This window comes from Cyanobacterium stanieri LEGE 03274 (genome assembly GCF_015207825.1).
GTDB lineage: Bacteria > Cyanobacteriota > Cyanobacteriia > Cyanobacteriales > Cyanobacteriaceae > Cyanobacterium > Cyanobacterium stanieri_B.
The window spans coordinates 1-13,366 of the sequence record NZ_JADEWC010000019.1 but is presented as its reverse complement, the minus strand read 5'-3'; the positions used below and the strand labels follow the sequence as shown (position 1 = coordinate 13,366).

At 36.6% G+C, this 13,366-nt stretch carries 10 protein-coding genes, 1 tRNA gene and 1 pseudogene; 5 read left to right on the top strand and 7 right to left on the bottom strand.

Annotated features, from left to right (window positions below; all coding sequences use genetic code 11):
* Positions 1-5 precede the first annotated feature (5 nt).
* The gene (locus IQ215_RS09280) at positions 6-461 is read left to right on the top strand and encodes a J domain-containing protein (RefSeq protein ID WP_193801031.1); all 456 of its coding nucleotides are present in this window, start codon (positions 6-8) and stop codon (positions 459-461) included.
* 93 nt (positions 462-554) lie between these two features.
* A tRNA-Phe gene (locus IQ215_RS09275) sits at positions 555-627 on the top strand.
* 409 nt (positions 628-1,036) lie between these two features.
* On the opposite strand, the gene IQ215_RS09270 is transcribed toward IQ215_RS09275, so the two are convergent.
* On the bottom strand, positions 1,037-2,038 hold the full coding sequence (locus IQ215_RS09270; protein WP_193801030.1) for a DMT family transporter: 1,002 nt from the start codon (positions 2,036-2,038) through the stop codon (positions 1,037-1,039).
* Positions 2,039-2,090: 52 nt separating this feature from the next.
* Positions 2,091-2,741 (bottom strand): phosphatase PAP2 family protein, encoded by a 651-nt coding sequence (locus IQ215_RS09265; RefSeq protein ID WP_193801029.1) that lies wholly within the window; start codon positions 2,739-2,741, stop codon positions 2,091-2,093.
* Positions 2,742-3,235: 494 nt separating this feature from the next.
* Here IQ215_RS09265 and IQ215_RS09260 point away from each other — a divergent pair, with 494 nt between their 5' ends.
* Together IQ215_RS09260 and IQ215_RS09255 are read left to right on the top strand one after the other, a co-directional pair.
* On the top strand, positions 3,236-3,529 hold the full coding sequence (locus IQ215_RS09260) for a ferredoxin (RefSeq protein ID WP_193801028.1): 294 nt from the start codon (positions 3,236-3,238) through the stop codon (positions 3,527-3,529).
* Between the two features lie 203 nt (positions 3,530-3,732).
* Positions 3,733-6,645 (top strand): DEAD/DEAH box helicase, encoded by a 2,913-nt coding sequence (locus IQ215_RS09255; RefSeq protein ID WP_193801027.1) that lies wholly within the window; start codon positions 3,733-3,735, stop codon positions 6,643-6,645.
* Between the two features lie 27 nt (positions 6,646-6,672).
* On the opposite strand, the gene IQ215_RS09250 is transcribed toward IQ215_RS09255, so the two are convergent.
* A complete protein-coding gene (locus IQ215_RS09250; protein ID WP_193801076.1) occupies positions 6,673-7,494 on the bottom strand; it encodes an SWIM zinc finger family protein in 822 nt (273 codons plus the stop codon).
* A gap of 197 nt (positions 7,495-7,691) precedes the next feature.
* Between IQ215_RS09250 and IQ215_RS09245 the strand changes: the two genes are divergently transcribed.
* Complete coding sequence (locus IQ215_RS09245; RefSeq protein ID WP_193801026.1) at positions 7,692-9,842, top strand: ComEC/Rec2 family competence protein; 2,151 nt, start codon at positions 7,692-7,694, stop codon at positions 9,840-9,842.
* A gap of 50 nt (positions 9,843-9,892) precedes the next feature.
* On the opposite strand, the gene IQ215_RS09240 is transcribed toward IQ215_RS09245, so the two are convergent.
* From IQ215_RS09240 to IQ215_RS09225, 4 genes and pseudogenes are all read right to left on the bottom strand, one after another.
* The gene (locus IQ215_RS09240; protein WP_193801025.1) at positions 9,893-11,323 is read right to left on the bottom strand and encodes a Ycf66 family protein; all 1,431 of its coding nucleotides are present in this window, start codon (positions 11,321-11,323) and stop codon (positions 9,893-9,895) included.
* Between the two features lie 61 nt (positions 11,324-11,384).
* Complete coding sequence (locus tag IQ215_RS09235; RefSeq protein WP_241735295.1) at positions 11,385-12,425, bottom strand: bifunctional heptose 7-phosphate kinase/heptose 1-phosphate adenyltransferase; 1,041 nt, start codon at positions 12,423-12,425, stop codon at positions 11,385-11,387.
* 16 nt (positions 12,426-12,441) lie between these two features.
* On the bottom strand, positions 12,442-12,813 hold the full coding sequence (locus IQ215_RS09230) for a PilZ domain-containing protein (protein ID WP_193801024.1): 372 nt from the start codon (positions 12,811-12,813) through the stop codon (positions 12,442-12,444).
* A gap of 83 nt (positions 12,814-12,896) precedes the next feature.
* A pseudogene (locus IQ215_RS09225) lies at positions 12,897-13,366 on the bottom strand (hypothetical protein); the annotation flags it as partial.

Here is a 13,366-nt window from a genome sequence, read left to right as displayed (position 1 = left end):
AGGATATGGAGAATAATAAGCAAAACTCGGTTTCTGCTCAGGGGGGTTTGTTTGCCCATACCCATTATGGTTTGTTGGGTTTACATCCTTCGGCCTCTGAGTTGGATATTCGTAGAGCTTATCGGGAGTTGAGTAAACTTTATCATCCTGATACTACTTCTTTACCTCTTGAGGAGGCTAGGTCTAAGTTTCAATGTTTGAATGAAGCCTATGGGGTGTTGGCGAATCCTGAGAGGCGATCGCTCTATGACCTTCAAATAGGTTACTCCCGTTGGAATGTGATTCAATCTCCCTTTAATTTTCATGAAGATGATTCCGAAGATAACTATCAAAGCTCTGCCTATTTAGATCCTACCGATCGCCCTTTATCATCAGGGGAATTATTTGCCTTGTTGTTAATGGGTATCACCCTTTTTGCTTGTCTTCTTCTCGCATTATCCCTTGCTTGGCTTAGAGCGTAAAACTTTTTACCATAGCCCACTATAAAAATTAAAAATAAAAAAACCTTGTCAACTTAAAAAATATTCGTTATACTATATAAGTGTCAAATTCAAGCCAGGATAGCTCAGTTGGTAGAGCAGAGGACTGAAAATCCTCGTGTCGGCGGTTCAATTCCGCCTCCCGGCATTAAAATAAAACCCATAACATAGGTAATTAAGTCCTAGGCTCATAGTACATTGAAATAACTCAGACTATAGCTAAATCAAGAAATTAACCCTTTTTGATGACTGATTGATGACATTTTGTGCTTTTTTGTCATAGTTTAACCATAATATAGACTCAAAGGATTAACTAAAGTAAGTCCTTTTAGGAGTAATTTATGAATCAAAATATATAGGTTAGTATCGCTGATATTGTGGCTCGTTTGGAGTTCAAGATGGATAAATTAGACGGGAAAATTGATCAAGTTGAGCAACGGCTAGAATCCAAACTTGAGAAGTTAGACCAAAAAATTGAGAATTTATCTAAAGAAGTTAATCCCCAGCTTTTTTGATGGGATAAAATCATAAAGCCATCAGCAACACCCAAAATATAATTAATTAATTTTCTCGTTAACATTTAACCAAGGAAAGTTGGACTTTAAATTTTGCCACTTTTGATTAATTAAAGTGCGCTGATTAATCAAATAAATACTAACCAAAGTAAGACTAACTCCGCCCCATTGTAAGAAAGAGAGTTTTTCCCCCAAAATCAAACCACCAAAAGTTAAGGCAAACACAGGAGTTAAAAAAGTCAGCGCACTTAGACTCGTAATATTACCCTTAGATGCCAAATAAAAGAATACACCATAAGCGATCGCACTGCCAAATATGGTCGCATAACTAATAGATAACCAACCAGAAAAACTAATATTAACCCACTGATTTGTTTCCGTAACCCCACTGAGGATGAATAACATTAAACCGCCAATCACCATATGCCATCCCGTAGCCAACACCGTATCCACATGACGACCAATATAAGGAATCATAACAGTACCCAACGCCATAGATAAAGAAGCCAATAACATTAACCACTCCCCATTATTAAACAGCCCTTCCCAGCTAAAATAAAACGCCCCCCAATTACCCTCAACCAAACTCATAATCCAATCGTCAGGCAAACCAATTAAACTAATGCCCATAATGCCCACACCTAGCCCCAACCAACCCCAAAAACCAATCATATCCTTAAATAACCAACGACACAAAATCGCCACCAATAAAGGCTGAGAATCAATCATAACCGAGCCTAATCCGGCCCCTGTGCGCAACAACCCCTCCGCTAAAAAACCCTGAAACATTGCCCCATCCACCAAAGCAAATAAAAAAATCCAGCCCCATGCTTTTAGGGATTGAGGTTGTACACTTTTCCCCCTACCCACAAACATCAAAACTAAAATCCCCGCAGGAAAAATTCTCAATGCCCCCAAGAATATAGGGGTAGTCTCTAAAATGATACCTTTCATGGCTACCATGGCCGTACCCCAGAGAAAAAACGGCGCAACATAAATGATGGGATTCCAAAAACTAGAATTAATGTTCTTTTGTGCTTCCATTGATTACTCAAAGATTGTTACATTTCTTAATGGTAACCAAAATGTCTTTTTCCTACTCAGAACTTTTATGCAATAATACAGAAATACTAAACAAGATATAACCCACACAATAGGAAGCAAAAAAATCTGTAACCCAGTGTACCCCCAAATATACACTACTAATACCCATTAAAATCATTAAAATACTGACAAGAGTAAATAGAGTAAATCGCCAACGGGGAAAATATTCGGTTATAAAATAGGTGATGAGGAGATATAGAAGTAGATTTCCTGATCCATGACCACTAGGATAACTATAACCATATACATTATCAACCATTCTATCCACAGGACGAGGTATTGCAAATAATGGTTTTAATACTTTATCAATCAATAATAATACCGATAAACATGATAAAGCCATCACTTGAGCTTCAATCCATAAACGTTTCCAGACTAAAAAAATTAAACTAAATAATACTATAAAAACTGCTACTTCTGCTTCCCCCACAAAGTAAAAAAATCTAGCTACTGATTCAAACCAACTAGGAAAATTATTTTGAATTAATTCTTGTAAGTATATGTCTAAATAATTTAAGTCACCCTTTGCTACATAGTAGGATAGGATTATAAAAAATATAAATACAAAGCTAAAAATTGTAACCTGTAATAAATTAAAATGGTTCGTAATATTTTTGGGTTTAATAATATATTTTATTTTCATTCTTAAAAGGCATTAATTTAATAGAATAAGTGAGTAAAAAAAGCGTTTTAAATACGACGATAATTTTTTAAAATAATTGTTTGATAACACCTTATCTTTATTTTTGTTCAACGATGTATCGTAAGTCACTATTGTAAACAATTGAGCATCAAGAATCTATTAATCCAAAGAAAATTAATCCTATCTTGCTATGTACTTCATTCAGACATAAATAAAAAAAACTAATATATAACATTAACAGCTAAAAAACCTATTTTTGAAGATAACCGAACCTGTAAAGCCCTATATACCGTACTTTATTAGAAAAACAAATATATTGCATGTCAGTGTTGGTACTCATTTTATAATATAAAAAAAACTTATTTATTTTCTTGATAAGAATTTCATTGCTAATGTGTAGAGCATAATTGACATTTATCCTTTACTATTCTTAATAGGCTTACTTTTATAGTAAGAAATAGCATTTGCAAACTATTTATTAAAGGAAACAAAACATGGCAACTTATAACGTAACCCTAGTTACTGAAGACGGCGAACAAACTATTGAAGTACCCGATGATGAGTATATCCTTGATGTAGCTGAAGAACAAGGTATTGATTTACCTTACTCTTGTCGTGCTGGTGCTTGTTCCACTTGTGCTGGTAAAATCGTTTCTGGTACTATCGATCAATCTGATCAATCTTTCTTAGATGATGATCAAATTGAAGCTGGATATGTTTTAACCTGTGTTGCTTATCCTACTTCTGATTGTAAAATCGAAACCCACAAAGAAGAAGACTTGTACTAATACTAAGTAATTTTTTTGATTGGGGAAACAATTGATTGTCATTAAGATAGGGCAGTTGATTGTTTCTCAATTGTTTATAAGGCCCCCAGGTGATGGTAGGGCTATTTTTTTTGTCTGTTAAAATTGGATAAATAATAATTGTTTTCCATTTTACCAGAAAAAGTCGTTAGAATCATTATATACAGCATAGTCAAGCAATCATAATGCCTCCCTTGAATTTAGATTTTAAAACCGTTTTTCCTTACCAATTAGATGATTTTCAGGTAGATGCGATCGCACTTCTCGACGCAGGAAAATCAGTATTAGTAACTGCGCCCACAGGTTCAGGAAAAACCCTCATTGGGGAGTATGCTATTTATCGTGCCTTAAACAGTGGGCAAAGGGTATTTTACACCACCCCCCTCAAAGCCCTATCAAACCAAAAATTCAGAGACTTTCAAGAAAAATTTGGTCAAACTCCCATCCCAGAATCAGGTTTATATGCCGAAATCGGCTTAATTACCGGGGATGTATCTATTAACCCAGAAGCGCCCATCGTGGTAATGACAACGGAAATTTTCCGTAATATGCTATACAGTACCCCCATCGGCGAAGTAGGTACATCTGTTCGTAATGTGCAAAGTGTTGTCCTTGATGAATGTCATTATATCAATGATCCAGGTAGGGGAACAGTGTGGGAAGAATCAATTATTTATTGCCCCCCCCATATCCAATTAGTAGCCCTTTCTGCCACCGTGGGCAATCCTCAACAGCTATGCGACTGGATAAACCATGTCAGGCGTTGTCATTTCCAACAGGGGGATTTTAGTCGTTGTGAATTAGTTAATTCCGACTTTCGCCCCGTACCCCTCAAATTTTACTTTAGCCATAGTAAAGGATTACAAAATTTATTTAAAGATAAAACCGATAAAATAAACCCTCAATTAAAAAGCCTTTTAAGACCGAATAAAAGAGGAAGATTTGATCGCAAAACTTGCCCCACCGTAAAAGGTTTAACCCAACAATTAAATAACCAAAATATGCTCCCTGCTATTTATATTATATTTAGTAGGAAAGGTTGTGATCAAGCCGTTGAGTCTCTCAATTATGTTAACTTAGTTTCCGTGGCAGAAAGCAAAAAAATATTATCCTATTTACTAAAATTTTTACTACTAGAAAGTATTGAATTACAAGATAAAATAGTAGATTTTGCCAGAAAAGAACATGAAATCACCTATGAAAAAGTAATTAATTTTATTACTAACAAAGAAAATTCCGAAGTAGAATTAATAGAATTTTTGACCGAAAAGCCTCTCTTAAAAGAAAGAATTTTACGCTTTTTAGGGGATAATAGCGAATTGGTAAGAAGTAGCCAAATTGAACCCCTTACCCGAGGAATTGCCGCCCACCATGCAGGAATTTTACCCGCTTGGAAAGAATTGGTAGAGCGTTTATTTGAACAAGGTTTAATCAAAATAGTCTTTGCCACCGCCACCCTTGCCGCCGGGATAAATATGCCAGCGCGTACTACCGTTATATCCGCCCTCAAAAAAAGAGGAGATGATGGCATTCGCACCCTCACCCCCTCAGAATTTTTACAGATTGCCGGAAGGGCAGGGCGCAGGGGTATGGATGATGTGGGTTATGTTGTCACCGTGCAAACCCCCTACGAAGGAGTATTAGTGGCTTCTAAATTGGCAAAAGCTGAACCAGAAGCGTTGCGTAGTTGGTTTACTCCTAGTTATGGCATGGTGTTAAACCTATTACAAAAACACACCATTGAAGAAGCAAAACAGTTATTAGAATTGAGTTTCGCCGAATATTTAGCCCAAGAGCAACTTAATCCCCAAGAAGAGGCGATCGCATCTTACACCAGAGAAATAACCAGGCTAGATGTCAGTTTAGCAGGATATAACAGCAAAGAATTAGCCTCCTACGAAAAACTAAAAGAAAGACTAAAACAAGAGAAAAAAATTCTCAAACTATTCCAAAAAAACTGGCGTCAACAAAGAGTACAAACCCTCAAACCCTCCATTCCCAACCTCACCATCGGCAATATCCTTAGCCTCAATCGCCAAGGCAAAAAAAACGCCTACGTCATCGAAGCCGTCTTAATCGCCAAAATATCCAACAATAGCCAAGAATTCTTTCTATGCCTAGGAAAAGACAACCATTGGTATGTCGCCTCCATCAGTGACATCATCGACATCAACTCAGGCAAAATGCCCCCCAACCTTCTCGAAAACCTTTACCTACCCGAAATCGACAATATCAGCGCCGGGCAACTGTGCGCTGGGGATGCCACCAGTGGAGCAATTATTCCCCTCATTGCAGATTATGAAAAAGAATATACCCCCGTTAGTGAAGAAATTATCAGCCAAGAAAGACGCATTGAAGCCGTCGAAAACCTCATCAAACAACACCCCCTCGACAAAGTGGAAAAAATTGGGCAATTGATGCGCAACAACAGCAAAAGACAAACCCTCAAACAAGAATTAACCACCATCCAAAACCAATATCAAAAAGTAAAGTCTAATAGCTCATACTATTGGCAAGAATTTTTAGCCCTCGTGGAAATATTACGAGAATTTGGAGCATTAAAAGAATTTGAACCCACCATTCTCGGCGAAGCCGCCGCCGTCATTCGAGGAGAAAACGAACTATGGTTAGCCCTAGCCCTCACCTCCGGCCATTTAGACTTTTTACCACCCCATCACCTCGCCCCCGCTATTACAGCCCTAATTACAGATCCCCCCAGATTTGATACATGGGTAGCCTACCAACCTTCCCCCCAAGTATTAGACGCTTTAGGATTAGTTAAAATAGCCGATGAATATAACCCAGAAGAACAATTGCCAGAAACTCGACGTAAACTATATCAGGCGCAAAATAAAAGAGATATTACCATGCCCGTTTACCTCGAAAGAGATGTTATTGGCTTATCCGAGGCTTGGTGTTTAGGGGTAACATGGGACGAACTTTGTTCTAACACTACCCTTGATGAAGGAGATATTGTCCGTATTTTACGGCGCACCGTGGATGTATTATGGCAAATTCCCCAAGTGCCTGGGATTAATGCTCGATTAGCAGACACCGCTAGGGATGCCTTTGCTAAAATGAAACGTTTTCCCATTTAATTCACAAGAATCATGATACAGCGCACCCTAACCATTATCCGTTAGGGCAATTTCCATCACCTTCACGGGGAGAATATTATAAACCTGTTGTAAATATTGCATCAGGGCTTGAGCATCGTTATAGGGCAAAGGAATATCCCCCAAAACATCAAGAATATTTTTATTATCCGTAGGAGGAGTAATCACCACCAAAGAAGAATCCAATGGCTCATCATATTCCCAAAAACTATCAATACTAAGAGGTACAGAAGTTTTATTAGCCTTAGCCTTTCTCTTGGGTAAGGATTTAATTTTACCTAACATTTCTGGTTGTGGAGTTTTGCCCGATAACTTAATACCACGACAAACCCTCAAGGCTTCTAAAATTTGTTCTTTACTTCTTCCCCTCAACTGGAATATGATAAAAGGGTCTTCACTAAAACGATCTGCTAGTTGATAGTAAACTGCCCCAATGTGTTTACATGGATTGGCTTTATCAGGACAAGTACAACGGGATTTAACATCAGTAAGATTAAAAGGAAATAAACTCAAGCCATTTTTAATAAATACCTGTTCGATTTCTGAAGGCATCTCCCCCACCAACAGTTGAGCCGCTAACAGGGCTTTTTCCGACATTGTTTCGATGACATATCCCCAATCTTCATCAGAAAATGCCTCTAGGGAAAGGGTGACTCGATAGGGTTGGGATTCGCTTCCTTGTACTTCGGAGATAAGATGATTTTGTTTAAATTCTATATTGAGTACGTTTCCTTCTCTGGCGTAGTTACGCGCCCTTTCTAATCTTTTTTTGAAGCGATAGGAGTCTAATAATTCTAGCCATTTTTCTACCCACCACTGTCTATTAATCATTTGATTCATCGATTTTTATCCAAAAAAAAATATGTCTAGTTTGAGGGGTTTTTTATATTTTATCAGTTTTAGGACTCTCAAAAAATACAGCAATAAGCCCATAGGGATATATGGTAATTAATTTGAATGGTTGATAATTGTTACTTTCAGTTAAAATTATTTGAAGCAAAAAGGTAGCACTGTGGCTAAAAAAAATAATGCCGAATAGAGATAGTTATAAAATATATTTGCTGATTATATCCTATATATTAGGATTGTTACTAACTGGTTTAAGTATTATTAAAGGCAATGAAATATTTTTAGTTTTAATAATAATAATTATTAGCTTAATTCTTGCTTTTACTATTCCTTTAAAATGGTATTTTGCCCCCAAAAAACCATGGTGGTTAATAGCAGGTTTAGTTATTATTAGTAGTTATTATTATTATCAATGGAAACTACCTAAACCCTCTCCCATTGATATAAGTCATCAGTTAACTACCATCGAGGATAGTTTTGATAATAGTTTACAGATAAAAGGAAAAATTATTACCCCCCTGCAAGTAAATCGTAATCAACGGGCAAGATTTATTTTAGAAGCCAAAGAATTTGAAGGTAAAAAGGTTAATGGCAAATTATATGTTACTGCCCCTTTGTTAGAAACTATCAATTTATTTCCCTCCATGGAAGTCACTTTAACAGGAAGATTATATCAACCACCGGTGGCAAATCAACCAGGGGGATTTGATTTTGCTAGTTTTTTATCACGGCAGGGCATTTGGGCAGGTTTTAGCGCCCAAGGAGTTGAGTTAAATAAGTTTGGCAATATTTATCAGCAATCGGTATATGAGTTGAGAAAAAGGGTGATTCAATCTCATGTACGTTATCTTAATATTCCCTATGGTACTTTAGTTAGTGCCATGGTGATTGGTAGTCGGGGAGTTGATTTATCCTTTGAGATTCAAGATTCTTTTCGGGATGCAGGGTTAGCCCATATTTTGGCTGCTTCTGGTTTTCATGTCTCAATTTTGTTGGGTTTTGTTTTATGGTTAAGCGCGAGGTTTTCTTCGGGGTGGCGTTTGGGTTGTGGTATGGTTAGTCTTTTGTTTTATCTTACCCTCACGGGGTTTTATCCTTCAGTGTTAAGGGCTAGTTTTATGGGATTGGCGGTATTGGTTGCCCTCTGGGATGATAGTCGTCGGGTGAATGTTGTTGCTAGTTTATGGTTAACTGCTTTGATTTTATTATTGATTAATCCTTTGTGGATATGGGATTTAGGTTTTCAGCTGAGTTTTTTGGCTACTTTTGGCTTGATTATGACTTTTCAACCCATTGTTTCCCGCTTAGATTTTTTACCGACTACCATTGCCAGATTAGTGGCTGTGCCTTTAGCGGCTACTATTTGGATTATACCTTTACAGGGTTATATTTTTCATCGTCTTCCTGTTTATAGTATTTTGACTAATATTGTGGTTTCTCCTCTGGCTTTAATTCTTACTCTCGGGGGTATTATTAGTGGTTTTATTGGTTTATTTTTGCCCATGGTAGCCAGTGCGATCGCCCTTATGTTGTATCCTTTTATTAGGTTAATGATTGAAATAGTGAAAATAAGTAATAATTTACCGTTTTCATCTTTAGCCATGGGAAATATTTCCCTAACAGTAATATCAATTACCTATGCTATTTACATTGGAATTTGTTTTCATCCAACCCTACAAAAACGATGGAGAGAATTAAGCCTATTTATAATTTGTCTAATTATCATTCCCATTATCTATCAAAAAATTAACCTAACCCAAGTAACAATCATTAGAAATAATCCACAACCTATCATCATCATTGAAAATAATCTTCATAATTACCTAATCAATCTGCCTGACAAAAATAATCTTAACTATACCCTAACTAACTTTCTCAATCATCAAGGAATCAATAATATTGACTTAATTCTAGCTAAACCTAACCTAGAAAATAACCTATCTCTTAATTATCTCAATCAAAAAACCAACATAAAAAATATTTATCAAAACCAAAAAAATCCCCTAAATCTACATCCCCTATCCCATGACTTAGACATTATCACATGGGAAATAGAAGATAAAAAATGGATGTTTATTAACACAGAGAAAACCATTAACCTAGATACTGCCAGTATAGGTAACATTGACACCTTAATATGGTCTGGGAATAATCTTTCCATCTCAGATATAGAAAAAATTAATCCTTCTACAATCATTAACTATAACAATTTTAATCAAGAAAAGTTATTAAAATCTCCAAAAATTAATATCTATTCTCTCCCCCAAGAAAATGCCATTCAATGGCAACCAAATAAAGGTTTTTTACCATACCAAGAAAGTATATATTAATGACGTTGTTTTTAATTAAGGTAGAAAATAATTCACCAACACCAAATTAATTAACTAATCCCATCATTCTTATCCAATTCCTCTAAAATATCATCAACAGTTTCATCCTCTGAATCATCCTGCTTGTCTTTTTCTTCCTCCTCATCCAGAAAATCCCAATTATCAGACTCATTAACATTATCTACCTTTAACTTATCGGTAACATCATCAAAGGAATTAACAATATCCTCACTAGGAATTTCCATGGCAACATCTTCCCCTGTCATGATATTTTCTTCTTCTTCCTGTTTTTCTTCTATCTCAGAAGCCATAATGGGGTTTATCTCTTCTTCTACTTCTTGACTAGAAATAATATCTTGCCCATCATTAAAACTATCATCCTCTAACAAGGTTTCATCATCGGAAGATGCTTCTAAAAATCGGGTTTCATCATCATCAGCGCCCCCTTCTTCCAAAACTGTTTCATCATCAGGGGATGACTTCTCCAAAATTGTTTCATCATCAGCGCCCCCAGGGGAGTCATTGTCTAAAATATTTTGTTCATCAGGGGAAGATTCTGCTAAAGTGGCTTCATCAATGGGTAAATCTGAATCTTCTTCTATAACCGTGGGAATGTCTTGGGGAGGATTGGATTTACTTTCTTCTTCGTCAAAAAAGCCATTGTTACTATCTTCATCGGGGTTATCAATAAAATTATCACCGATTTCCTCATTTTCCTGATTAACTTTATTTTCTGGGGCTACTTTTTTCTTTTTACCGCCTAAAATACCGCCAAAAATCTTAGTAAAGAAACCTTTTTTCTGCTGTGATTGTGGCGATTCATCTTGCCCATTAACAACCAAAGATTCTTCTGAATTATTTTCTGCTTGATTTACCATAGATAAATCTTTTTCTTCTTGCCCAAGGGGGGGTGAAAGATTGTCTTCTTCTACCTCTTGTAAATCATCAGATACCTTATTGGCTTGATTGTCTGAAGTTTCTGACTCACTTATTTCAGAAAGACTAACATCAGAAGATGGAATAATTTCTTCTTCCTCTACTTTCTCTAAGGCTTCTTTGATTTCTGGGGTAATTTCTGGAAAATTATCATCCTCAGAAGTTTTTGCTTTTTCCTCTTCTTTTATTTTTGAAGAAACCGTTTCTTTTTTCTCACTAGGTTTAGAAAATTTACTTAAAATACTTAATACAAAACTAAGCACAGAGAAACCCTCTAGGGTATTATTTTCATTGCTTAACCATGCCTTACGCAAACTTATATTTTCCCACATAAAGGCGATCGCAACGGTTACAATAGCTAATTGAGAAAGTAAAATAGCCCCCGTCACTCTCCCCGCACAAATCCATAAAGTTAAACCATAAAACAAGCCCAACGCACTCCAAAGAAAATCATCTCGACGATGAATCTTGGGGCGCACAAAAGCACTTAAATATAAATTTAAACTGGCAATGGCAATAATAATAGCTAGAAAATAACTTAACATCACGAATTTCCCTGATGGCTATGCTGTGCTGTACCATTTTATTATAATGGACGAGGTAACGCTAGTTTTCCTCCAAATATATATTAAGGGCTTCTTTCATTTCCGTCACCGAAGTTGTAGCCGTGCCAAATACCCTTACCACAATACTAGCTGCCAAATTTCCTAAAACTGCCGCTTCCCAAGGATTTGCACCACTACACAAAGCCAAGGATAGCGCCGCCACCACCGTATCACCTGCCCCCGTAACATCAAAAACATCTGTACGATTAAAGGCAGGTATATGCTCTACTTCTAGTTTATTATCTTTCCGAGAAAACAAACTCATTCCTTCCTCACCCCTAGTGATTAACATATACTTAGCCCCCGTTTTCCCTAATAAATCCTCCCCTGCCCTCCACAACGTAGCCTCATCATTAATGGCATAACCTACTGCTAATTCTGCTTCAGGTAAATTAGGGGTAAATAAAGTTGCCCCTGTAAACCGTGGCAAATCTTTTTGACTATCTACCACCACTAAATGATGATTTAATGATGATTTAATAACAGATTGAGTAAATACCCCATCACCATAATCAGAACAAACCACCCCATCTACGTGGTATAATTGACTCTCAATATAATGGGATAATTGTGATTGTAATTCTGGGCAAGGAAAATCATCGGATTTACGGTCAACCCTAACTATTTGCTGAGTAACAGACTGTCTAGCGTGGCCTGCAATGCGGGTTTTTGTCACCGTTGGGCGAGTACAATCTTTAATGATGCCCGTGGTATCGATATTTGCTGAATGAAAAATTTTGATGAGGGCTTCCCCCTGAATATCATCACCCACATATCCCGCTACTTTAATATTAGCCCCTAACTTTGCCAAATTATAGACTGCATTGGCACCGCCTCCCGGAATTTGTCTGGTTTCTTCATGGCGTAATATTAATACAGGGGCTTCCCTCGATAATCTCTCCACTTCTCCGGTTAAAAATTCATCGAGGGTTAAATCTCCTACTACCAACAAATTAAGGTTTTTAAAACTGTCTAAAATGTTGTTTAATTGATGTTGCTTCTCTCTTAATTGAGAGATAAATTTAGACTCATCACACATCATAAATAAACGGGATTAATTATACTAATTCAAGGGAAAATTCATATTTATTTTTGGCTTTTTGATCACAAAAAGTGATTAATTCATTTAAAGCCTCTGGATGTTTTGTGGTAATGATTTTACCACCTATTTGATCGTACTCGTCGTTGGTTGATTTACGCCACATCTTTTCTATGGTGATAGCTACATCAGATAATTGTTTATCTAAATCAGTATGATAATTGAGGATTAAATCAAAGGTGGTTGGTGGATTGAAAGATTTTTCAACGATTAAATGGATACCCTCTTTTGTAATATCGAGGGTAAAGCCGACAAATTTTCCGTCACTGTCTAAAGCCCGACATACTGCTAAAACTCGACGGCTACTTCTTTGCTCATTAATTCCCGTCATCAAAAATACCTTTTTTTATTATTTTTATGTTTAATGTTAGTGTATCTTTTTTATGAATGAATAAATTAATTTTTTAATGAAAATTAATCTACAAATTCTAATTCTAATTCCGTATTTTCTGGGGTAATTGGCTCATTTCCTAAAATATCTGCACTGTTTTCGATTTCTTCACGGGCTTGGTTGTTAGGGTTTGTGGGCGAATTATTTTCAGGGGAATTATTAGGGTTAGGATTTTGAGATTGGGAATTAGAAAGAATATTTCGCACGGATTCGGGGTTTTGAGGAGGGTTTGAAGGAGGATTGATATTGATTTGGGCTGGAGTTGTTGCCCCTGATGAGTTGATTTCGGGAGGGTTATTGTTAGTGGGTTGATTGTTATTGGTGGGGGTAGGGTTATTGTTAGTGGGTTGATTGTTATTGGTGGGGGTAGGGTTATTGTTAGTGGGTTGATTGTTATTGGTGGGGGTAGGGTTATTGTTAGTGGGTTGATTGTTATTGATAGGGGTAGGGGTGCAGACTTCATTATTAGGCTTAAACTCCACATATACATGGA